Below are 24,119 nucleotides of genomic sequence, written 5' to 3'. Positions count from 1 at the left end.
ATATTTCCAGTAGCCTTTTTTTATATTTATAAGCTAATGAATTTCAAATTTGGTTCTAAATTAAAAATACAACATTAATTTACTGCATTCTATTTATGGGAGGAAAAGCACAAGCACAAGACTGGCCAAATTTAAATAAATACCAAAACGAAAATACGAATCTAAAACCGGCAGCAGCAGGACAAAAAAGGATTGTATTTATGGGCGATTCCATTACGGAATTTTGGGCAACGGTAAATTCGGAATACTTTACAGGGAAACCGTATATAAATCGAGGAATTAGCGGACAAACCACGCCTCAGATGCTAGTTCGCTTCAGAGCCGATGTTGTTGCTTTAAAACCAGTTTTAGTGGTGATTTTAGCCGGAATAAATGACATTGCAGGCAATACAGGCCCTGCTACATTGGATATGATTAAAAACAATATTTTTTCGATGGCCGAATTGGCAAAAGCAAACCAGATTAAAGTAATTCTTTGTTCTGTATTGCCCGCTTTTGATTTTCATTGGAAACCCAATCAAAATCCTGCTGAAAAAATTACAGCCTTAAATGAACTATTAAAAAATTACGCTGCCGCCAATGGCATTGTTTATCTTGATTATTATTCGGCAATGGTAGATGAAAGAAAAGGACTGTTGGCCTCCTACTCTAATGATGGCGTACATCCCAACAAAGCAGGCTATCAAGTCATGGCTCCGCTTGCCGAAGAAGCAATAGCCAAAGTTTTATTAGAAAAATAAACTGTCACTTTAAAAAACACAAAAATGAACTATCGCAGACTTGGTAAAACAGATTTTGAAATCTCCGAAATATCACTTGGCACATGGCAAGTAGGCGGAAAATGGGGTTCTCCTTTTAATGATAAAACCGCAGACGAATTAATCAATACTGCCATCGATAATGGCGTGAATTTTATTGATACCGCCGATGTTTACGAAAATGGATTGAGCGAAAGTGCCGTAGGCCGAGTGGTTCGTTCCCGTTCGGAACGCATCTATGTCGCTACCAAATGTGGACGACACATCAACCCGCATGTAAATGAAGGCTATCAACCTAAAGTGCTGCAAAAATTCGTAGAAGACAGCCTGAGAAGAACCGGATTGGAAACACTGGATTTAGTCCAATTGCACTGTCCACCAACCGAAGTATTTTACCGTCCGGAAATTTTTGAAATGTTTGATCGTTTGAAAGAACAGGGAAAGATTTTAAATCTTGGTGTCAGTGTCGAAAAAGTCGAAGAAGGATTAAAAGCCATTGAATTCCCAAATGTAACAACGGTTCAGATCATCTTTAACCTTTTCCGTCAGCGTCCATCCGAACTATTTTTCAAAGAAGCGCTAAAACGTGATGTTGGCATCATTGCTAGAGTTCCACTTGCGAGCGGACTTTTAACAGGAAAATTTAATGCTAAAACGACTTTTGACGCTCAAGATCATCGTAATTTTAATAGAAATGGAGCCGCTTTTGACAAAGGAGAAACATTCTCCGGGATTAATTATGAATTGGGATTAAAAGCAGTTGAAGAATTGAAAGCTTTATTTCCTGATGCAACAAATCTGGCTCCTATTGCTTTGCAATGGATTTTGAGTTTTGATGAAGTGAGTTGTATTATTCCTGGCGCATCAAACGAAAGTCACGTATTGTCCAATTTATCGGTTTACGATTTGCCAAAATTGACCTATGAAAAAACTGCAGCAATGAATGAAATTTATGAGCATTATATCAAACCTGAAGTGCATCAACTTTGGTAATTTCATTTTGATATTATTTATAAAAAAAGGCTCGATTTACACAATAAATCGAGCCTTTTTCAATACATTTAACACTGTTACAATTCTATTTCAGATACCATTCAGTCCCCCTTTTAGACTTTGGACTTAGTATATTCTTAACCGTATATCTTTTAGCCTCTGATTTTTTTAACTGATGTGACCATTTTACTCTTCCTTCCGGATTTTTTCCTAATCCTTTTGATTGATATTCGGCAAAGTAGGCTGTTCTTTCATTTTCTACATTAGACCAATTGTCCCAACCTTCAGGGGCGATTTGCTGTGGTAAATGACAGCGAATAAAAACAGATTTTGCCCAAGCTCGCCAAGGTCTTCCTAAATATTCCTTAGTAACTTCATTTCCTACGGTAACCTTACAATCCAAGAAGACAAAGCCAAACTCCTTACCCTTCGTAGTATTGGGAGCGGTAATATATGAATTTGATTTACATAAAATTTCACAATTTTGAAACACTGCCGTTGCGGGCCCAAAGATAAAATCGGTCGTACCTTCAATATGACAATTAACAAAATATTGCTTTGAATTCTCACCTCCCAAATATACCGTATCTTGGTTTCCTAGAAATTTACAGTTTCTAAAAACGGCTTCATCAGCATCTACATACAATGCTACTGCCTGTCCTACTGGTCCGGCTGAATTTACGAAGGATATATTCTCAGCCACAAATCTGTTCCCTGATATCTTAGTAGTATACGAATTAAACGTCTGCAATTTTCCTTTCCCCGAATAATCGTCAAAGGTGATAATTGTTTTATCCACACTCTCCCCTATAAATCTGATATCCGTTTTATTTGCAGACAACTCAATCTTCTCATTGTAAACACCATCTTTAATGTATAAAGTAATGGGAGCCAAAGAAAACACCCGCATGGCATCTATCGCATCTTGAATAGTGGTATAATCACCGTTGCCATCTTTGGCAACTGTAAAAACATACTTATACTTATCCGGATTAGCCGTTTGTGAAAAAATGTTGTTTGAAATAAATAAAAAAAGACATACAATCTTATAAATGTTTGCTCTAAGCATTGCTCTAATAGTATTAATTGAAAATTGTTTTTAAAAAATCATTAATGTAATTTACCGTAGGGTCAAACCAAGGATCAAACAAACAAAATGAATGCGGAGCTCCTTCAAATGTGTGAACTTCCGAGTAAATTTGATTCTCGGTCAACACCTTGATATAATCTTCCCTGCCCGCATGCATCCAAGGCACAGCACTGTTTATAAATAGTGTCGGAGGTGTTTTAGCACTTACATAACTTAAAGGTGATGCTGCTTCCCATAATTTAGGATTTTCTTTCTTAGAATATCCAAACCAATGGGTTCCCGCTGAAATTCTTTTACTGTCATCCCCTTCCCGACCATCTGGATGAACAAAAGACAAAGTCCCATCAATATCTACCACCGCATTTACATAGGATTGTATATCCGTAGTACAATTTGTCCCTTCGAATAAAGGCATATTTCCTGTAGTTCCCATAAAAGAAGCCATTTCCCCTCCAGCAGAAAAACCTAAAATAGTGATTCTGTTTGCATCAATAGTATACTTTGAAGCATTTTTTCTTACCCATCTGATGGCTGATTTTACATCATAAATTGCGGCAGGAAAGAGCGCTTCAGTCGAAAGCCGATACTCTGGTGTAAAACAGACATAACCTAAATGGGCTAGTTTTTGGGCTAATGGATAATGTTGTGTTCGGCTACCCGATCTCCAACCTCCTCCGTGGATTATTATAATGGCAGTTTTTAACGGCTTCTCTTTTTCAATGTTATAAAAAACATCTAGTTTTAACTTTCTGTCACCAACTTTACAATACGTAACATTCCTTTTCTCTTTAACTGATTCAAAACGAAACTCCTTAACAATCTTAATATAAGGATAGTCAACTTTAGTTTTTTCATACGCACTATTAGTAGCATAAGAGGTATCACGAATTGCCGTGATACCTCCTAAAGATTGAGAACTAACGCTATCAACCACTAACAAACCACACATGATAAAAAAAAATTGTTTTGAATTCCATCGAGATGATATTCTAATATAGCAATCACAAAATTTTATTAGCATAACTTAGATTTTAGCATTTTTTATTTTAATCTACCAACCCGTATTCTGAATAAATTCGTCCTTATTGGTTATTCTATCTAAATTCGATTGTGGTATTGGTCGCAACAAGTGTTTCTCTTGGATATTCGCTGCTGCATTTGGATTATATGCCTTAACGTATTCCAATAATTTCCCTGTTCTCTTCAAATCAAACCAACGCAATAATTCACCACCAAGTTCTCTGGCACGTTCCTCTAAAATAAAATCAATATTCAAATCCGATGCACTAATCTGCATTAGACTTTCTTTGCCTGGCACCGCACGTTTAGTTCTTAGTATATTTATATAACTTGCTGCATCCGTTCCATGATTTAGTTTCATTTCTGCTTCACCAACGATTAAATACATTTCTGCTATCCTGATTACAAACGCATCTCGCTTACTTCTAAATTCAAAGATTGCAGATCTGTCAGTAGTACTATTGTGCTTGTGCATTTCTATAAAATTCCTGACATCAACTAAAGATTGATCTGGTTTGTAAAGATCATTTATATCTTTCAATTCATATTTTGTAGCCTTACTTGCTTTGAAAGCACTTGATAAAACCTTGTGACTCCAGTAAACTGCTGTATCTCCAGCTATCATATTCGTATAAATTCCTTTGTTTCCTCCATTTTGTTTCCAAACCTCTTTGAAAGTCCCTTTATATCTTTGATCAATATCTGAATTGAATAATTGCAAATAACGTTTCGTTGGAGCATACCGTTGAAAACCAATACTATTTGGAATATCCAATATCATTCCAGCATGAAAATCATAGCGTGGCGTAAACATTAAATGCAATTGATTTCCACCTTCTGGACGAAAAGCGTTCGCGGCACTATTCCCGTCAAATGAATCATCGGCAGTATTCAATAGATTGTTAGCTGAATAGTTGACATAGAAAATAACTTCTGAATTAGTGGACCCTTCACTGTTATTGATATCCCATAAAGCAGTATAATCACTAAACAATTTAAAGTTATAATCACTAATTACTTTTTTTGCTAATAAAGAAGCTTCGGCATTCATCCCTCTTGTAAGCAACATCCGAGCTTTAAACGCTTCGGCAGCAGGTTTAGTCACTCTTCCTCCATCAGGGACAGTATAGCCATTAAGATTCGTTATAGCTAAATCAAGATCTGAAAATATCAATTTGTAAAATTCCTCAACAGATGTTCTGGTAGAAGTAGTTACAACTCCCACCGTTGGTTTGGTAGATAAATCTACCCCTCCCCACATTTCAACAATCTTCCAATTGTACATCGCTCTAAGAAAGTAAACCTCACCTAATCTTCTTTTTTTGAGTTCCTCAGATAATGGTGATGCCGGTATTTTTTCGATAGCGGTATTACAATAGTTAATCGCTGCATAAAAGCGACTCCAATATACTTCTACAACAGGACTTTGGCTATTGAAACTTGAATTCTGCTCTCCAATTTCAGGATGATGAGTATCACCCCCTTTTAAAAACAAATCAGTTGCTAATTCAGATAATGTTGCTCCGCCTTCTTTTCCGTACCAAAAACGAAGTGGTGTGTACGCACTGTTAACCAATGCTTCTATACCTGTTGTTGTTGAATAAAAACTATCGGCAGTTAAGCCACTTTTATTGGTCTCTTCCAGAAAGTCCTTTTGACAGGAAACCATACCAATGACCATGGCAGCCATTAGAATGAAAGTTATTTTTTTCATAATATTTATGTTTATGTTTAAATAATATTTGTTTTGTATTAAAAATTAACTCAAGCCGTTACCTATTAAAAAAGATAGCTTTGGCAAAATAAAATTTTTAAAAATTCACGTTCATTCCAAAAATCAACTGCTTAGTCATTGGAAATGATATACTTCCTCCTCTTTCGGGATCATATGGTTTTAACTTACTAAAAGTAAAGTAGTTTAATAAAGAACTATAAAATCTAATATTCTCGATTTTAAGTTTTTCAATGTTTGAACCTTTTAAAGTATAATCGAAGGTTATATTTTTAATTTTCACAAAGGAACCATCCGCATAATATAATGTACTCATATAAGCACTGTTTTGATTCTTATTTATATCTGGTCGCGGATGTGAATTAGTAGGGTTTTCCGGAGTCCAATAATCTACTACAGGCCCGTTTTCTCTACCATCAATTTTATAATTTCCACTTGCTTCATTTCTTATCGTCTGTCCTTTTCTACCTAGTAAAAATACAGATAATTTAAAATTTTTATAAGAAAGTTCATTACTCAACCCAAAATTAAAATCTGGACGCGGAGTACCTACAACAACTCGGTCGTCAGTTGCAGTTATCTTCCCGTCATTATTTTGGTCTTTTACTTTAATATCTCCTAGAACTTGTCCAAATTGAGCTGCCTGAGTTTCTTCCCCTAATTGCCAAATACCAATTTTTTGATAATCATAATATATTTGTGTAGGCTGTCCTACAATCCATCCATTTCCTAAATCTCTATCTGAACCACTTGACAAAGCCACGATTTTTTCCTTGTTTTGTGAAAAGTTAAATCCAGATGACCATTGAAAACCTCCGGGAGTTTTATTGACAATATTGGCTGTGTTTAATTCTATTTCCAATCCTTTATTTTCCGTCTTTCCTATATTCTCAAATACACTTGAAAAACCAGACGTTTGCGGAAGAACTCGCTGTAATAACAGATCACTGGTTTTACTTATATAGTAATTCAAAGTACCACTGATTCTATTTTCGAAAAGACCAAAGTCAAGACCAAAATTGGTAGTAGCAGTAGTTTCCCAAGAAAGGTCAGGATTTTGAATATCTTTAGGATAATAACCGAAAGCAGCTGTTTCGCCAAAAGAATAAGTAACTTTCCCTAAACCTCCCAATGTTTGATATGGAGATATCGCACTATTACCCGAAATTCCGTAGCTCATTCTAAACATTAAATTAGAAACCGCTGTATTTTTTTTCATGAATGATTCATCACTAATTCTCCATCCCAAGGCTGCGGAAGGAAAATAACCCCATTTATGTCCATCGGCCAAAACAGAAGATCCATCAGCTCTCAAACTTGCAGTTAATAAATAACGACCCATAAATTTATAATTAACACGTCCAAAATAAGAACTTAGGCTGCTCTCAATAAGATCACTATTCGTTGTTAATAAACTTGTGTTGGATCCTAAATCATAAAAAGTAGTTGTTTCTGAAGCTTGTTTGAATCCATAAGCTTCTGATGTTTCTGTTGTATTACTAATTACACTATTTCCTAAAAGCATGTCAAAATTATGATTCCCTAAATTTTTAGAATAGGTAAGTATGTTTTCCCATGTATAGTTTTTTTGACTGGAATTCTCAATTCCTGATTGTGAATCTTTCCCGGTTCTAATTATAGTGTTAGTTCCATAATAATAACCTCTTCGGCTATTTTGAAAATCTAAACCAGCCGAACTTTTGAATCTTAAGTTATCGATTATTTTCCATTCTAAATAGGATGAATTAAATATTCTGCTTGCGGTATAATTATTAACATATCCTCCAGGGATTTCATCTACTAATGGACTGATATTAAAACTTTGTCCAGCTACCGGATATAGTATAATGTTTCCATTATCATCATATGGATCTCCAAAAGGATTTATTTTATTTGCCTGATTAAGGGGGTCATATCGGCGATTATTTTCCTGATTGGTAAAAAAGAACTTAGAACCAATCTTAATATTATCTGAAATTTTATGACTGCCTCCAACAGATAAATTATAGCGACGTAAATTATCATTTTTAAAAAGACCTTCTTCATTATATAATCCAAGAGACATGCTGAAAGTAGTTTTTTCATTTCCTCCGTTTGCATTTAGTTCATAGTTTTTTACTGAACCGGTATTAATTATTTCCCTCATCCAGTCCACATACTGTTTTTTGTTTATTGCCTCAAGTTCTGCAGGGTTAAAAATAACAGCATCATTAGTAATTCCTCGTGTTCTAAATGCCTCTCTTTTGAATTTAATATATTGATCGCCAGTTTGAATATTAGCCAAACCAGCATTATCTTGCTGCCCGTAATAAGTATTAAATGAGACATTCGTTTTACCTGCTTTACCACTTTTTGTAGTAATTAAAATAACACCATTTGCTCCACGAGTTCCATAAATAGCAGTGGAAGAGGCGTCCTTCAGAACGTCAATTGACGCTATATCCGATGGGTTTATACCTTCTGCTGAACCATAAGGAATTCCGTCCACTAAAATCAGAGGAGCATTTGAAGCACTCAAAGATCTATTCCCACGCAACGTAAAACTCAAACCTGATCCAGCTTGTCCATCACTTTTGGTCATATCCATACCGGATATCCTTCCTTGTAAAATTTCTAATGCATTGTTTGTAGGAATCTCAGCGATCTTTTCTGATTTAATAGATGAAACAGCTCCTGTCAAATCTTTTCTCTTTACCGTACCATAGCCTATAAGTACCACTTCATTCAATGTGGCAACATCTTCCAACAAAGTAACATTTAGACTTGCTCTATTTTTAATGCTAATTTCTTGTGAAATGAAACCAATGTACGAGAATACTAAAACACCATTACTGTCCCCAACTTTAATACTGTATTTACCATCAAAATCGGTTTGGGTACCGGCAGTATTTCCCTTAACAAATACATTCACTCCAGGGAGTGGAACGTTATTTTTATCAGACACTACTCCTCTAACTTCCAAAGCCTGCTCATCTTTAACGATAGCGACTATAGCTTTCGTATTTGTAGAAAGGGCATTCTTTTTTTTGGTTAAAAGAATTTGGCGATCGATTGTTTTATATTCCACATCGGTTCCTTTAAATAGCATTTGTAAAACTTCGGATATGTTTTTTTTCTCCACATTCAAAGTAATCTTGCGGTCTAAATCAATCTTATCGCTTTCATATAGAAATCTGAATTCTGAGATTGTTTCTATCTTATTAAAAATCTGTCCAACACTTGCATCTTTAACATTCAATGTAAGTTTTGTGTTTTGTGAATAGGTACTGGCTTGGATTTTTAATAACGAAACTAACAGTAAAATGGTAGTAAGTTTCATCTTTAGGTTAATTTTAGGAAAATATGGACGTGCCACGTTCTTCTTAATTATTTTTTTCATAATTTTGTTTAGTTTTAAATGATTTATTTTCGTAGGTCGTTTGAGCCACTTTATAAATCGGGAAATACTGAACTATTTTCCGATTTTTTTATTTAAAGTGTACTCATTTATAAAAAGTTACGCTTTATCCCATAGGCATTAATTAGTTTATTTGGTTATTACTATTTGATTTCCAATTATTTCATAGGTAAACGGTTGTATCTTACTTAATGAAGACATTACTTCCTCAATCGTTTCTATATTTTTATTAAAGGATGCATTAAATTTCACTGCATCTAAAGCTCTGTTATTGTTCTTAATAGTAACATTATAACTTCGTTCTAATTTTTTTATCATTTCATTGAAAGTTGATTTCCTGAAAATAACTTCCCCATTCATCCAATCCGTATAAAGCTTCGTGTCCACTTTTTCCAATGATATACCTGGATTAGATTTATTCCAAACTCCTTTATATCCTGGAATTAGGAGCGCTTTTTTATTTGGTTTAGCATCATTGGATAAACTAACTGAACCTTCTACTAATACTGTACTTATCTCTGTATCGTCTTTGTAGGACGACACATTGAACTTTGTCCCTAAAACTTTTACATTCATAGCCTTTGCATTTACAATGAAAGGATGTAATTTATCTTTACTCACATCAAAATAGGCTTCTCCGTCTAGAAAAACCTCCCTATTCATTCCTCTAATGAATTGTACCGGATATTTTAAGGTACTCCCTGAATTCAAATACACAACCGTTCCATCAGACAATTTTACATTAAAAGTTTTGCCATAGGGAATCTTTATTTGATTATACACCAACTTATCTATGGAAGTGTTTGAACTGTATTTTATTTCAGAACCGTTTTGTGAACCAACTACCTGACCATTATTAGATACAATTTGATTTTCTCCATTAGCGCTAAGAATTTGCACTTCGCCATTATCCAACACAAGCTCTATCTGATTGCTGTCCTTTTTAATTTTAGATTCAGTAACATCTTTACGTTGAAAAAGAAAAAAGATGCCAATAACACCAATAAAAATAGCTGCGTATTTATAAACATTTTTCCATAGTAGCACAACCGGTTTTCTACGTTGATCAAGATTCTTTTTTAATTCTTCCCAATTTTTTTCAACATCCATTGAATCAATAAACCGTAACGCTTCATTTACCAATCCATTTTTGTATAAATCATTGATCAGTTCTTGTTCCTCTGGAACTAATTTCTCAAATTCTTTATTATCTATATTTCCTGTAACTCCTATTTCTCGAAGAACCTTAATTACATTTTGGGGGATGTCCATAAAAAATCTTATTTGTTAAATATATGTTATGAAAAAATCATTTTAGGGTGACAGTACTTTTAATTTTTTTTTAGTATAATGCTTTTTTTTATGTTTTTTTTTATTAACTATGCAATAATATAAATCAATTTATTAGTATTAGGAAATGTCATTTCATGAGGATATAAAAAAATTTGAGGAATTGTACAAAGAACACTTTGTGTTTTTATCCTTGGTTTCTTTCCAAATAACAAAGGATAGAGAAGCTGCAAAGGATATTGTTCAAGATTTTTTTATTTATTTCTGGAATAAAGAGCAGAGCACAGTCATTAACACATCATTTAAGACTTATGGGGCTAAAGCTGTAAAAAATTTGAGTCTTCAATATTTAGAAAAAATAAAAAGAATTGATGTAGAAAAAAACAACTTATCCATTCCCGAATATGAAGATCCAATAAATCTTGAAAAAACGGACGACAGCAAAATTATCAAAGTACTTAAGCTTTTAGATTTACTTCCTGAAGCCAGAAGAAATATTTTTATTTCCCATGTCATAAATGATCTTAGTTATTCTGAAATTGCGGAAACTTACGATATATCTATAAATACTGTAAAAACTCAAATGAAAAGGTCTTATGCTTTTATACGAGAAAAGGCTAATGGCAATGTCTTATTTCTGGTACTATTGTTATTTAATAAGAATTAACATAATAGAAAAGGCTTGGTTTTTCTACTTTTGTAAACTATACTTAAAAAACAAATCCGTTATTCCTCTAATTTTTTTTTGAATTTACCGTTAAGTTATAAGGTAGATTCAAAAAACGGTAATCAATCAATTAATTTAAAAAAAACAATTTATTCAGCCGACAATGGAAATATATTGTATCTCAATATATTTTCTTGCTCGTTAACAAAGTATTAAAGAAATACAAGTGCTGTTTTGTTAATAATTATCATTACATTAGAAAGGAGAATTACTATGTTTGTAGAAATGCTAAAAATTCATTTGCATATACAATCCTTTATAACGCAATCGAGACAATCATCTCAGACCGTGTAATCAAACAACGATAATCTTAGGTGTGTATGAAAAAAATTAAACTAAAAAAAGCACCGTTACAAAAAACAGTGTTATTCCTAATTCTACTTTTAGGTGTACTATATCTCCTTTACAACTGGAAACAATTTAAAAAAGATCAGGCTGACGAAGTATTGCAAATTGCAAGATCCATTGGAACAACATTGCCAAAAGAGAATTTAAAAACACTTAAAGGAAAACCAAGCGATATTGATACCCCGCAGTATAAAGCTATAAAAAATACTTTGAAAGCAATAATTAGCGTCAATCCCAAAGCGCGATTTGCATATATATATATTAGGCAAAATGGAAAAATATACTTTATTGCAGATTCCGAACCTGCTGAATCAAAAGATTATTCACCTCCCGGACAGGAATATTCGGAAGCTGACTTGGTTTACAGCTTACCTTTTGACAATGGAAAAGAATTTGTCACAGGTTCCCTTACCGATAGATGGGGAACATGGATAAGTGTGCTTATTCCTATAAAAGATGAAGTTACAGGAAAGACTATTGCCGTATTTGCAATGGATTTTAATGCAAAGTCATGGGATACTATCTTATTATTCAAAATAATTGAATCCGGTGCGTTAATAGTGTTATTGCTATTGGCATTCCTTTTCTTATTTAAAATAAATGCTAAGAATGAAATGCTTAAGTCTGACAACACAAAACACCGACACACTGAAAATGAGTTAAGAGAAAGCGAGAAAAAGTACCGCACCATTTTCGAAAATATACAAGACGTATTCTATCAAACCGACCTTGCAGGGATTATTCTCGAAATAAGTCCATCAATTAAATATTTTTCTAAATTCACTAGGGATGAAATCATAGGCACCCCTGTGCATAATCTCTATTATAACCCTGATGACAGGAATGTCCTGCTTGACGCAATAATGAAAAATGGAGAACTCCAGGATTATGAATTAAAACTTAAGACAAAAACCGGCAAAATAAAGCATGCTTCAATTAACGCCCGCTTAATATTAGATAAAAATGGCAATCCAAACCACATCGATGGAGCAATACGGGATATCACCGAGCGTATACAATCTAAAACTAAGCTCATCGAAAGCGAATACCACCTGCGAACTATCATTGAAGCTGAGCCTGAATGCATCAAGATAGTGGATGCAGAGGGTCGATTGTTATTGATGAACCCGGCTGGGTTGGCTATAATCGAGGCTGACTCGATGGAACAAGTAGCTGGGCAAGAGATTTTTGGTCTTATCAGTACAGAATACCGCAGTGCTTTTATAAAAATGCATAAACGGGTAATCGCCGGCGAATCAATACAAATGGAATTTGAATTGGTAGGTCTTAAGGGCGGCCATAACTGGCTAGAGACCAGCGCCGTGCCTTTACAATACCACGGTAAGGTAGTATACCTCGCCCATACACGCAATATCACCGAACGCAAACGGGCTGAAGAGATGTTAAAGAACAGCGAAATGTTTTTAAAAGAAACGCAAACAATTGCACGACTTGGTACCTATACTATAAATATTAAAAATGATACTTGGACAAGTTCTGATATTTTAGAAGCTATTTTTGGGATTAATTCTAATTATAATAAATCAATACAGGATTTGTATTCGATTGTTCATCCGGAATGGTTACAAATTATAGTGGATTATTTTAGAAATGAAGTAATTACACATCAATGCAAATTTGATAAAGAATATAAAATTATCAGAAATAACGATAAAGAAGAACGCTGGATTCACACATTAGGCGAAGTTCTATATAATGAAGAAAATCAGCCAATAAAAATGATTGGTACCATTCAAGATATTACCGAACGTAAGCGGATTGAAGAGGAACTTACAATCGCCAAAGAAAAAGCCGAAGAAAGCGACCGTCTAAAATCGGCATTCCTTTCTAATATGAGCCATGAAATCCGCACACCAATGAACGGCATTCTTGGCTTCGCCGAATTGCTTAAAGAACCTAGCTTAACGGGTGAAGAACAGCAAGAGTATATTGGCATTATAGAGAGAAGTGGTAATCGTATGCTCAATATCATCAACGATATTATTGATATTTCGAAGGTAGAATCTGGATCAATGAAAATTTTAATTTCTGAAACAAATATCAACCAGCAAATTGAATACATCCATACTTTCTTTAAGCCAGAGATTGATGCTAAAAACATGCAGTTTTCCTTTAAAAACTCATTACCATCAAAAGAGACCCTGATTAAAACAGACCGCGAGAAAATCTATGCCATTCTTACCAATCTGGTTAAAAATGCTATAAAATTTACCCATAGCGGTTCTATTGAATTTGGGTATGTCTTAAAGCCAGCCAAACCAAGGGCAGCGGGTATGTCAGGCTATCTTTTTGAGCCTTACGAACTGGAGTTTTTTGTAAAGGATACAGGCACAGGTATTCGGAAAGAACAATTGGAAATCGTTTTTGAAAGGTTCAGACAAGGCAGTGAATCGCTAACCCGAAATTATGAAGGAGCCGGATTGGGATTATCAATCTCAAAAGCTTTTGTGGAAATGCTAGGTGGAGAAATTTGGGTAGAAAGCGAAATTGGAAAAGGTTCCATATTTTATTTTACAATTCCTTACAATTGCGAACAGGAAATAAAAAAGACCGTAAAAATTATTGATTTGGTACATGTTGATGAAAGGCAAATTAAAAGCCTGAAAATACTAATTGTCGAAGACGACGAAATATCAGGGAGACTACTTACACAGACAATAAAGAAATTTAGTAAAGAAATTTTAAGGGCAAAAACTGGAATTGGAGCGGTTGAAATGTGTCATAATAATCCTGACATCGATTTGGTATTGATGGATATTCAAATGCCTGTAATGGACGGTTATGAAGCCACAAAAAAAATACGGAAATTTAATAAAGATATAATTATTATTGCACAAACAGCCTATGCACAAATAGGTGACAAAGAAAAGGCAATAACAGCAGGATGTAATGATTATATTTCAAAACCTGTAAAGAAAGAGGAATTAATGGTAATGATGTATAAGTATTTCAAAAAAAAGGAAGTAAACAACTATAATTAGACGACAGAAAAAGTGTAAATTACTTTCTTATAAAGAAACCAACTGTAACATAAAAGGCTCGATTTACAATTAAATCGAGCCTTTTATGAATTCTTATTTTTATACTAATGTAGCCGTAGTAGAAATTGCTGCGTTCAATAGTTTAGAAATAGGGCAATTTTTCTCCGCTTTTGTAACCAATTCTTGAAAAATTGCATCCGTTATTCCTTTCACTTTTGCATTTACTGTTAAGTGTGACGTTATAATCGTCCCTTCTACCAAATCAATATCACATTTGGTTTCGATACTTTCAATTTCAAAACCTCCTTCAGTTATATAAGCAGATAGTTGCATCGTAAAACACCCGGAGTGCGCTGCCGCAACAAGCTCTTCAGGATTAGTCCCTACTCCTTCTTCAAAACGCGATTTGAACGAATATTGTGTATTTTCTAAAGTTTTACTTTGTGTTGTCAGTTTCCCGGCTCCTTCTTTAAGTGTACCAATCCAGACTGCAGTTGCATTTCTTTTCATAATTATAGTTTTTTTTAGTTTTCTCAAATTTAGTTCTTTTAAAAAATATATTTTTAAGAACTGTGATTTTTTTAACGAATATTTAAAGTTCAACAGGAATCAATTTACATTTTCAAAAAAAAATGAAAATGTAGCTCCTTCATTAATTCCTCCACTTTCAGCCAAAAGTTTTCCCTGATATTTTTCGACAATTTTTCTACACAAATACAATCCTATTCCGGTTGAAGGTTCATTAGCCGTTCCTAATCTGCTTCTATTGGTAAATTTTTTAAAAAGTTCTTCCTTATATTTTGGATCAAAACCTATTCCGGAATCAGAAACAACAAAGGCCAATTGCCCTTTATTCAAATGAACACTAACCTTTATTTCACTTTCAGGAAGCGAGAATTTTATAGCATTATCAATTAAATTAACTAAAACCCGAATCAATAAATCTTCTTCTATTTTAAGACGAGCTTCCTCAATTTCAATTACTGTAATCAGTTTAATCTTTTTACTAGCCAGTTTTTGTGCGACTTGTTCTCCTACACGGGATAAGACTGACGCGATTTGAACATTTTTGGGATCTGTTTCTTTTTTGGAAATTTCATCTTCATCCTTAATCAATTTGATAAACGTTTCAATGAAAACAAACTGTTGATCGGTCGATTGACAAATCAAATCTACATATTCTATAATAGATTCTGATGGATTTTATTCTAAAATAAGTTTAGCTAATCCCAGGGAATTGCCAGCAAAAGTTCTTAAATCATGCGAAAGCAAATAGACTAAATCTTGCTTATCATTGATGTATTTTTCGTTTTCAGTAATTGAACCCTGAATATTTGCCATTAACAAACCTGCCTCGTCCTTAAAGGCTGTTGGCAGTTCAGGAACAACCCTAGAGTTCTTGTAATTATCCAATGCTTTTGAGGCCACTTCAATGGGTTTTATTAATTTTTTCAATACCCACAAAGTAATACCTGTAGCCAGCAAAGTCATAATTAATGTAAAAAGGACTATCGAATGGGGTGAAGCTGATTGTTTTCCATATACAACAAAAAAAAGTAATCCAATTAATGGAATATGAATACCTATAAACGTAACAAAAAGGAATTTGTATGCATAGCTGTTTTTAAGAAAACTGATTTTTGATAATTTGCGATACAATTCCATATAATAATGTATTTGTTAGTACTGTAAATATATACGTTAAAAATGAGAGTATAAAATTCGTACAATTAATTTTACTTAAATATCATTTTTTTCAAAAAAAATTAAATTTTGAAACATAAATCAATTTACTTATTAAAAGTCACAAACTGACCGGTTTCTATTTTTCAGGTTGGTTTTAGCAACTAAAACCCTTAATTTTGTAGACTTACTGAAGCAGACGGAAGCTTTTAGGTTGCTCCTTTTTAATATAAATGAATACGCCCCATGTTTAATAAAGAGAATTTTAAAGAATGGTTTGACCGATACAAATATGCAGAATTAGCTGCCACAAGTTCCGCGTTGCTTAGTTCCCAATTCAGCAGAATTCTTAGCGGTTTGACAACGGCATATTTGATAACAATTGCTGAGTATTTTGCATTTTACGGAATCATAATTGTGAGGTCATACAGGAAACTGGCTAAAGAGAATAAACGACTCAATCAAAAAACTACCTTAGAAGAAACTCTTTTATTGGTGAAAAATCTGGCATTGGAATTTGGTTATCCTGCCATTTTGGATTTCTTCTTTATTCGTCCTTTTTTCATGTATTGGATGCCAATACTAACCGGAAATTATTTTCTGGGAATTATTCTTGGAAAAATCACTGCTGATTTATTTTTCTACCTGCCTACGATAATTAACTATGAATTAATTAAACAAAAGCAATAATTCAAGGATTTAAACTTCTTTGCTTTTGTGTACTATTTACGTGTAAATTTGAAAATTGCAACAGTAAGTTATGGGAACCATAAATACAATAAAAATGGAGTTTCGGAGCAGTTTCACTTCTTTTAAAAGATATTCTAAACTGCTGTGAAATACCATTCCGGCAGCAGCCTATTATAAAATTTTAACATCCTTTAGAATGATGAAGAAACAAAAAATAAAAATATTCGGTTTGATCTGGGCGACTGCTGGATTGTGTTTTTTAATTTGGATAGGAAATTCATACCAAACTAAAGGAGTTGACACTACTATTTTTCAAAACAATTCAACTGTTCAAGTTAAGAATACAAATGACTTTATTTCATTTACACCAAAAAAGGGTTATCAAAAAGTATTTATCTTTTATCCGGGTACTTTAGTAGAACCAGAAGCATATACCCCACTTTGCAGAAAAATTGCTAATAATGGTTATAAAAGTATTATTATCAAAATGCCTTGGCGGCTTCCATCGTACGGCTATAAAAGGCCAAAAGAAATGGGCTTTTTCAAAGATACCACAAAGCAATATATTTTAGCAGGACATTCAAAAGGCGGTATGATGGCCTCTCAGTTTGTTTATGAAAACCCTACATTAATCGATAAATTAATTTTATTGGGAACCACACAACCCAGAGACTTTGACCTTTCTAAATCATCAATATCAATAATGAAAATTTACGGTTCTAATGACGGAGTTGCTGATGCAAAGAGTCTTGTCTTAAATAAACCTAAATTACCGGCAACAACTAAATATATCCTAATCGAAGGGGCTAATCATTCACAATTTGGTTACTATGGCTCACAATTAGGCGACAATAAAGCTACTATTAGCAGAGAGCAACAACAACAAATAATTTTGAATACCATTTTATCATTTATTAAATCGCGATAAGACAAAATATGCCAGTCGCTAACAACAAAATCCAATTCTTACCCACAACTCCCACTGCTCCCGATTATAGTGAAAAATCTGCAGTTTCCAAAGCTTTGGAACGCTTACCGGTAAAGAGCTACTCCTTACCCCCAGCCCTTCCCCAAAGGAGAGGGTATCCAAAATACTCCTTTACGGGCGCATTGATACTGCTTGCGGAACGAGGATTTGTAGCGAAAAGCGGGAATTGGCTCAAATAAAAACACTTGAAACTAAAAATATTTCCCAATTTGAATTTATAAAACCATTCAAACGCTTATTTTTGCGCTATGGCAAAGAAAAATACAGACAAAGTTGTCTTTCATCAAATAAAAGTCCTTGATGCTGGTGCAAAAGGCGTTTCGGTAGCAAAGGCTCCCGACGGAAAAGTAGTTTTTATCCCGAATGTGGTTCCCGGTGATGTGGTTGATGTGCAGACTTTCAAGAAGCGCAAGGCCTATTACGAAGGAAAAGCAGTTCATTTTCATGAATATTCAGAGCATCGAGTAGAACCTATTTGCGACCACTTTGGTGTTTGCGGGGGGTGTAAATGGCAGAATATGAAATACAGCCAACAGTTGTATTACAAGCAAAATGAGGTAAAAAATCATTTGCAACGCATTGGAAAAATAGAACTTCCGGAATTTGAAGCAATTCTTGGTTCGGAAAAACAGTTTTTTTACAGAAATAAAATGGAATTTTCGTTTTCGAACAGCCGTTGGTTAACCGAAAAGGAAATTGACAGCACCGAAGATTTAGGAAACAGAAACGCACTTGGTTTTCACATTCCAAAAATGTGGGATAAAATCCTAGATATCAACAAATGCCATTTGCAAGAAGATCCATCAAATGCGATTAGAAATGAAGTGAGAGATTTTGCCAATACACATGGCTTGACTTTCTTCAATCCGCGAGATCACGAAGGATTGCTCAGAACTTTGATGTTGCGTACGGCTTCGACCGGTGAAATCATGGTTTTGATTCAGTTTTTTGAAAATGACAAAGCCAACAGAGAATTACTTCTGGACCATCTTTACGAGAAATTTCCGCAAATTACTTCGCTACAATACGTGGTGAACAATAAAGCCAACGATACTTTATACGACACTGACATTAAATTATACAAAGGAAGAGATTATATCTTGGAAGAGATGGAAGGGTTAAAATTCAGCATTAATGCGAAATCTTTTTACCAAACCAATTCTGACCAAGCATACGAACTGTATAAAATAACACGTGATTTTGCCGGACTAACTGGAAATGAAATCGTTTATGATTTATATACCGGAACGGGAACTATTGCACAGTTTGTTTCGAAAAAAGCAAAAAAAGTAATAGGTGTGGAAAGTGTTCCTGAAGCCATTAAAGATGCTAAATTAAATGCTAAACGCAATGAAATCAGCAATTGCGAGTTCTTTGTAGGAGATATGAAAGTTGTTTTCAACGATAGTTTCATTGCTCAACACGGACATCCTGATGTGATTATCACCGATCCACCAAGAGACGGAATGCACAAAGATGTAATCGAACAAATTATGAAAATTGCTCCTGAAAAAGTAGTTTATGTAAGTTGTAATTCGGCTACACAGGCGCGTGATTTGGCTTTGATGGACGAGAAATACAAAGTGACTCGGGTACGTCCTGTGGATATGTTTCCGCAAACGCATCACGTTGAAAATGTAGTACTTTTAGAAAAAAGATAATTGCTTTTTATTGCTTCGCTAATTCGCAAAAACTCGGTGAAGATTAACGATTTTTGATTGCAGATTTTAATAAACTGCAATCAAAAATCTTCATTAAAAAAACATGAGAAAAATAATTTTATTGGTATTCGTTTTAGCGCTATCGCTCTCCAGTTGTGAGAAAGATGATATATGCGATGCAAATACTCCTACAACGCCACGTTTAATCATTGGTTTTTATGATTTCTTGAATCCTTCGGTTTTGAAAAATGTGACAAATCTAAAAGTAGTTAGTCCAGGAATGACTGATGGAATTATTTTTAATGCCAGTGCTACTGATGACTTTAAATACCTGACTAACGGAAGCACGATTTCAATTCCATTGAAAACAACCGACGATACAACAAGCTATAGTTTTATTTTAAATTCCGGAAATACAAATCCAGCATTAGTAAACGCAGACAATATAAGGTTTGATTATACCAGAGCTGACTTTTTTGTATCAAGAGCTTGTGGTTTTAAGACGCTGTTTACGTTAAACACTTCAAACCCTTACACACATACTGATGCAGCGGTTCCTGATACAAAATGGATTAAATACATCTCGGTTGAAAAAAGTAATATCGATAACGAAAATGACACACACATTAAAATATTTTTTTAGTTTTTGCCTCATGTTGTCTCTTTTTTTGGCGCAAGCACAAGACACCGACACCATCCAAAGAAAAAAAATGGATGGAGTCGTTCCTGAAGCTCCAAAACCTGTAGTTAAAAAAAACTCATCCGAAATAAAGAACGATACCATTATAAAAACAGATCGTTATGGTTTTCGTGTGGGTGTTGATTTATACAAATTGACGCGTGCATTATATGATAAAAATTATAAAGGCTTAGAATTAGTCGGCGATTATCGTTTGACAAAAAGATATTTCCTAGCAGCTGAAGTTGGAAACGAAAATAAAACAACTGAAGACGACCGATTGAATACCACAGCAAAAGGGACTTACCTAAAAGCAGGTTTTGATTACAATGGCTATGAAAACTGGCTGGATATGGAAAATATTATTTCGATAGGAATGCGATTTGGTTTGAGCAGTTTTAGTCAACAATTGAACAGTTATAAAATCTATAATGCTAATCCTTATTTTGGCCAAGTACCGGCAATTACATCCGGAGCTAAATACAGTGGACTGACCGCTAGCTGGATTGAAGTCGTGGCAGGTGTAAAAGCTAAAGTTTTTGATAATGTGTTTGTAGGTTTCAGCCTTCGCTTGAACGCATTGGTTTCTAATAAAAAACCAGACAATTTTGACAATCTATATATTCCTGGTTTCAATAGAACCTATAATGGTACTTTTGGGGTAGGATTCAATTACACAGTTACCTATTTCATCCCTTTTTACAAGAAAAAAATAGCTTCAATCGTTCCTAAAAAAGTAGAGAATAAATAATTCAGAATAAAAAAATATCGCAAAGAAAACAACAGTTCTCTTTGCGATATTTTTTTGTTTTGAGTAATGAATAAACATATACTCTAAGACTTATTAAAACTATCCAATAACCCGAAGTCCTTTAATGAAAATCCATTTCATAAATAATTTTTCTCCATCCTTCGTTTTCACCGCTTGAAATTTTGGCGATAAAAGCGTCCCAATTGCAAAAGCAGTCAATGGAATCCAATAACCTGTTAAATTGGTATAATGTGCTACGATATATCTAAATAAAGTAAATAATATGGCAAAACAACCCAGTTGGAAAAGAAATGCCCGTACTTGTAATTTGGTCATAATAAATTATGCGTTTTAATTTATATATTATTATCTGAATCTGACACCTGATCTCCGCTTTCTGATACCTGAAATTTGGTTCTCTTGCTTCCTTCGTACATTTCGTATTTAACCAATCGCGCTTCTAAACCAGCATTGAAAAGTTTGATTTTTCTCGAAGGTTTTAGTCCAACGTATTTCAAAGCTTCCAGATTAGCCGTGATAAACCAAGCGTTAGTTCCCGGGTAATTTTTCTTTAAGGTATCGCCAATACTTTTGTAGAATTCTTCCATATGAATATCCAATCGCTCATCATAAGGCGGATTGAAAACCATGTGCAATTTCCCTTCTGATGTTTTTTCCGTATCAAAAAAGTTCTGCTCCTCGATAGAAATATACTCATCAAGATTGGCATTTTTGATATTGTCTTTGGCTTTTTGAACCGCACTTGGTGCTTTATCGTAGCCTTTTATGGTATAATGAAACTCCCGAACGCGTTTCAATAAACTGTCTGAAATATTATCAAACAAATCATTGTCCCAATCGTTCCATTTTTCGAAAGCAAATTCTTTACGGTTAATGTTTGCCGGAATATTACAGGCAATCATCGCCGCTTCGGCTAAGAATGTTCCGGAACCACACATTGGATCCAAGAAATCGCCTTGACCGTCCCAACCGGAAAGCAATAGAATTCCTGCAGCCAAAACCTCGTTTATAGGAGCAATATTAGTAGCGGTACGATACCCACGCTGGTTCAATGAATTCCCGGACGTATCCAGTGCTACAGAAACCTGGTCTTTATCAATATGAATATTGATTCTCAAATCAGGATGCACTTTATCAATACTTGGTCGTTGCCCCGTTCTTTCCCTGAACTGATCTACGATTGCATCCTTACATTTTTGGGAAACAAATTCCGAGTGATTAAAGTATTCCGAATGCACCGTGGTATCAATGACAAAAGTCTGATTGGCATTCAGTAATTTAGACCAATTCATACTTGAAATCCCTTTGTACAAAGCTTGTTCATTATTTGCCTTGAAAAAATAAATAGGTTTCAGAATTTTCAAAGCCGTACGCAAAGCCAAATTCGCTTTGTACATAAAACCTTTATCTCCTTTAAAACTCACCATTCTTACGCCTTGCTCCACGTTTTGTGCGCCCAGCATTTGCAATTCTTTTGCTAATATTTCTTCAAAACCAAAAAAGGTTTTGGCAATCATTTTATAATTATTTTCCATTGTAAAATCAAGTATTCGGTGCAAAAATACACTAAATTTGCATCAATCGAATTAATTGAAAAAGAATAAATGTCTGCAGCACAAAATCCACCAACTGAAAATCAAATAAAATCAAGTGAAAACTGGTATACCTCTTGGTTTGACTCTCCCTATTATCACATTCTTTACAAAGAACGAAATTACCGAGAAGCCCAGGTTTTTATGGATAATCTTACACATTATTTAAATCTTCCTGAAAAAGCAAAAGTATTGGATTTAGCGTGTGGCAAAGGCCGTCATTCTATTTATTTGAACCAATTGGGATTTAATGTTCTTGGTGCTGATTTATCTGAAAATAGTATTGCCGAAGCTTCTAAAAACACTAATGAAACGCTGCATTTCAAAGTTCATGACATGCGGGAACCTTTTGAAGAGAAATTTGATGCCATTTTCAACTTATTTACCAGTTTTGGTTATTTCGAAAATGACGAAGACAATCTTACCACATTAAAAGCCATTAAAGAAAGCCTTTCGGAATATGGTTTTGCCGTGATTGATTTTATGAATGTCAACCAAGTCTTCGAATCATTAGTTCCTGAAGAAACAAAAACAGTCGAAGAAATCGATTTTCACATCAAACGTTATCTAAAAGACGGTCATATTTACAAAGAAATTGATTTTGAGGACAAAGGTCAAAAATTTCATTTCACCGAAAAAGTAAAAGCTTTGACACTCAAGGATTTTGAAGAATTAATGGAAGAAGCCGGAATTTACTTATTGGATATTTTTGGCGATTACAAATTGAAAAAATTCCACAAAACAGATAGTGAGCGACTCATCATGATTTTCAAATAGTTGGTTGGTTAATCGGTTAATTGTTATGTGGTTAATCGAATAAATAAACCGTCAAACATATTAAACGGTTAAACGAATAAACAAATAAACGATTTAACAAAAAACATGAATTATCTTTTACCCTTACTTTCCGTACTTATAGGATATATTTTCGCTTTGGTTTTAAGACCAAAAAACAAAACGAACCTCAAGCTTTTATTGGCTTTTAGCGGCTCCTTTCTACTTTCTTTAACGGTAATGCATTTATTACCCGAAGTCTACGAAAGCGCTAATCCAAAAATTGGAATTTTTATCATGCTGGGAATCTTATTCCAGATCATATTGGAATTTTTCTCCAAAGGCGCCGAACACGGTCACGTTCACGGCCATGAAATAATGACCCAAATCCCGTGGTTGTTATTCATCAGTCTTTGCATCCACGCCTTTCTGGAAGGATTTCCAGTAAGCCATCACCATGATTTAGCGGTGGGAATAGCCATTCATCATTTGCCAATTGCCATTATTTTGACCACCTTTTTCATCAATGCAAGTCTGGATAAAAAAGCGATACTTTTCTTCATGGCAACTTTTGCAATTATGACCCCGCTGGGCACATTTTTGTCTGATTATATGCCCATCTTAAACATATATTATACTGAAATCACAGCCATAGTAATAGGAATCTTATTTCATATTTCATCCACCATTATTTTTGAAACCAGCGAAGGACATAAGTTCAATATCGCCAAAGTTTCAATGATTATTTTTGGGATTGCCTTGGCGTATTTTATATAATTTATAATTTGGGCGTGACCACAAGGGTCGGGCTATACGCTGCAATCTTTTTTCTCCCTTCGCTATCGCTCCAGGAGTAAAAAAGGATTTCCGATGCTATCCCTCACGCAGAAAAATAAATGTACGGACAACTCGCAAGTTGCCCC

Annotated in this window: 22 protein-coding genes; 12 read left to right on the top strand and 10 right to left on the bottom strand. The window is 34.3% G+C overall.

All coding sequences use genetic code 11. The features are described 5' to 3' along the window. The first annotated feature begins 95 nt into the window (after window positions 1–95). Window positions 96–740, top strand: coding sequence for an SGNH/GDSL hydrolase family protein (locus ACM55M_RS12190; protein WP_416857948.1), 645 nt, complete (start codon window positions 96–98; stop codon window positions 738–740). A gap of 24 nt (window positions 741–764) precedes the next feature. Next, window positions 765–1,751: an aldo/keto reductase gene (locus ACM55M_RS12185; RefSeq protein WP_416857946.1), complete on the top strand. Its 987-nt coding sequence runs from the start codon at window positions 765–767 to the stop codon at window positions 1,749–1,751. Window positions 1,752–1,836: 85 nt separating this feature from the next. On the opposite strand, the gene ACM55M_RS12180 is transcribed toward ACM55M_RS12185, so the two are convergent. The 5 genes from ACM55M_RS12180 to ACM55M_RS12160 form a co-directional block, all read right to left on the bottom strand. After that, window positions 1,837–2,820 carry a pectinesterase family protein gene (locus ACM55M_RS12180; RefSeq protein ID WP_416857945.1) on the bottom strand — a complete coding sequence of 328 codons (984 nt, stop codon included), beginning with the start codon at window positions 2,818–2,820 and terminating at the stop codon, window positions 1,837–1,839. Window positions 2,821–2,833: 13 nt separating this feature from the next. Then, entirely contained in the window at window positions 2,834–3,862 is a 1,029-nt protein-coding gene (locus ACM55M_RS12175) for an alpha/beta hydrolase fold domain-containing protein (protein ID WP_416857944.1), read from the bottom strand. A 30-nt stretch (window positions 3,863–3,892) separates the two neighbouring features. Further along, window positions 3,893–5,575, bottom strand: coding sequence for a RagB/SusD family nutrient uptake outer membrane protein (locus ACM55M_RS12170; RefSeq protein WP_416857943.1), 1,683 nt, complete (start codon window positions 5,573–5,575; stop codon window positions 3,893–3,895). A gap of 97 nt (window positions 5,576–5,672) precedes the next feature. Next, window positions 5,673–8,972: a TonB-dependent receptor gene (locus tag ACM55M_RS12165; protein WP_416857942.1), complete on the bottom strand. Its 3,300-nt coding sequence runs from the start codon at window positions 8,970–8,972 to the stop codon at window positions 5,673–5,675. 147 nt (window positions 8,973–9,119) lie between these two features. After that, window positions 9,120–10,262, bottom strand: a complete 1,143-nt coding sequence (locus tag ACM55M_RS12160; RefSeq protein ID WP_416857941.1) for a FecR family protein — start codon at window positions 10,260–10,262, stop codon at window positions 9,120–9,122. Between the two features lie 181 nt (window positions 10,263–10,443). Here ACM55M_RS12160 and ACM55M_RS12155 point away from each other — a divergent pair, with 181 nt between their 5' ends. Both ACM55M_RS12155 and ACM55M_RS12150 read left to right on the top strand, forming a co-directional pair. After that, window positions 10,444–10,947, top strand: a complete 504-nt coding sequence (locus ACM55M_RS12155) for a sigma-70 family RNA polymerase sigma factor (RefSeq protein ID WP_416857940.1) — start codon at window positions 10,444–10,446, stop codon at window positions 10,945–10,947. 380 nt (window positions 10,948–11,327) lie between these two features. Further along, the gene (locus ACM55M_RS12150; protein WP_416857939.1) at window positions 11,328–14,357 is read left to right on the top strand and encodes a PAS domain S-box protein; all 3,030 of its coding nucleotides are present in this window, start codon (window positions 11,328–11,330) and stop codon (window positions 14,355–14,357) included. Window positions 14,358–14,456: 99 nt separating this feature from the next. Here the strand turns inward: ACM55M_RS12150 and ACM55M_RS12145 are convergent, their stop codons facing one another. From ACM55M_RS12145 to ACM55M_RS12135, 3 genes are all read right to left on the bottom strand, one after another. Beyond that, window positions 14,457–14,867: an OsmC family peroxiredoxin gene (locus ACM55M_RS12145; protein WP_416857938.1), complete on the bottom strand. Its 411-nt coding sequence runs from the start codon at window positions 14,865–14,867 to the stop codon at window positions 14,457–14,459. A gap of 99 nt (window positions 14,868–14,966) precedes the next feature. Further along, window positions 14,967–15,473 (bottom strand): sensor histidine kinase, encoded by a 507-nt coding sequence (locus ACM55M_RS12140; protein ID WP_416857937.1) that lies wholly within the window; start codon window positions 15,471–15,473, stop codon window positions 14,967–14,969. 87 nt (window positions 15,474–15,560) lie between these two features. After that, window positions 15,561–16,022 (bottom strand): hypothetical protein, encoded by a 462-nt coding sequence (locus tag ACM55M_RS12135; RefSeq protein ID WP_416857936.1) that lies wholly within the window; start codon window positions 16,020–16,022, stop codon window positions 15,561–15,563. A gap of 264 nt (window positions 16,023–16,286) precedes the next feature. On the opposite strand from ACM55M_RS12135, the gene ACM55M_RS12130 reads away from it, so the two are divergent. The 6 genes from ACM55M_RS12130 to ACM55M_RS12105 all read left to right on the top strand — a co-directional run bounded on the left by ACM55M_RS12130 (window position 16,287) and on the right by ACM55M_RS12105 (window position 20,809). Further along, complete coding sequence (locus tag ACM55M_RS12130) at window positions 16,287–16,730, top strand: hypothetical protein (protein WP_416857935.1); 444 nt, start codon at window positions 16,287–16,289, stop codon at window positions 16,728–16,730. Between the two features lie 196 nt (window positions 16,731–16,926). Beyond that, a complete protein-coding gene (locus tag ACM55M_RS12125) occupies window positions 16,927–17,658 on the top strand; it encodes an alpha/beta hydrolase (protein ID WP_416857934.1) in 732 nt (243 codons plus the stop codon). Between the two features lie 8 nt (window positions 17,659–17,666). Further along, window positions 17,667–17,897, top strand: coding sequence for a hypothetical protein (locus ACM55M_RS12120; protein WP_416857933.1), 231 nt, complete (start codon window positions 17,667–17,669; stop codon window positions 17,895–17,897). Window positions 17,898–17,966: 69 nt separating this feature from the next. After that, window positions 17,967–19,379, top strand: coding sequence for a 23S rRNA (uracil(1939)-C(5))-methyltransferase RlmD (rlmD, locus tag ACM55M_RS12115; RefSeq protein WP_416857931.1), 1,413 nt, complete (start codon window positions 17,967–17,969; stop codon window positions 19,377–19,379). Between the two features lie 103 nt (window positions 19,380–19,482). After that, complete coding sequence (locus ACM55M_RS12110; protein WP_416857930.1) at window positions 19,483–20,022, top strand: DUF6452 family protein; 540 nt, start codon at window positions 19,483–19,485, stop codon at window positions 20,020–20,022. Further along, the gene (locus ACM55M_RS12105) at window positions 19,994–20,809 is read left to right on the top strand and encodes a DUF6048 family protein (protein WP_416857929.1); all 816 of its coding nucleotides are present in this window, start codon (window positions 19,994–19,996) and stop codon (window positions 20,807–20,809) included. The genes ACM55M_RS12110 and ACM55M_RS12105 overlap by 29 nt, the downstream gene beginning before the upstream one ends. 99 nt (window positions 20,810–20,908) lie before the next feature. Here ACM55M_RS12105 and ACM55M_RS12100 read toward each other — a convergent pair whose 3' ends face one another. Together ACM55M_RS12100 and ACM55M_RS12095 are read right to left on the bottom strand one after the other, a co-directional pair. Next, entirely contained in the window at window positions 20,909–21,145 is a 237-nt protein-coding gene (locus ACM55M_RS12100; RefSeq protein ID WP_416857927.1) for a hypothetical protein, read from the bottom strand. A 20-nt stretch (window positions 21,146–21,165) separates the two neighbouring features. Further along, a complete protein-coding gene (locus tag ACM55M_RS12095) occupies window positions 21,166–22,365 on the bottom strand; it encodes a THUMP domain-containing class I SAM-dependent RNA methyltransferase (protein ID WP_416857926.1) in 1,200 nt (399 codons plus the stop codon). Window positions 22,366–22,434: 69 nt separating this feature from the next. Here ACM55M_RS12095 and ACM55M_RS12090 point away from each other — a divergent pair, with 69 nt between their 5' ends. Further along, window positions 22,435–23,199, top strand: a complete 765-nt coding sequence (locus ACM55M_RS12090; RefSeq protein WP_416857925.1) for a class I SAM-dependent methyltransferase — start codon at window positions 22,435–22,437, stop codon at window positions 23,197–23,199. 105 nt (window positions 23,200–23,304) lie between these two features. Continuing rightward, on the top strand, window positions 23,305–23,973 hold the full coding sequence (locus tag ACM55M_RS12085; RefSeq protein WP_416857924.1) for a ZIP family metal transporter: 669 nt from the start codon (window positions 23,305–23,307) through the stop codon (window positions 23,971–23,973). Window positions 23,974–24,119 lie beyond the last annotated feature (146 nt).

This window comes from Flavobacterium galactosi (assembly GCF_048158585.1).
GTDB classification, from domain to species: domain Bacteria; phylum Bacteroidota; class Bacteroidia; order Flavobacteriales; family Flavobacteriaceae; genus Flavobacterium; species Flavobacterium galactosi.
Note: the sequence above shows the minus strand (reverse complement) of the source record. Positions and strands in the feature narration are given on the sequence as shown.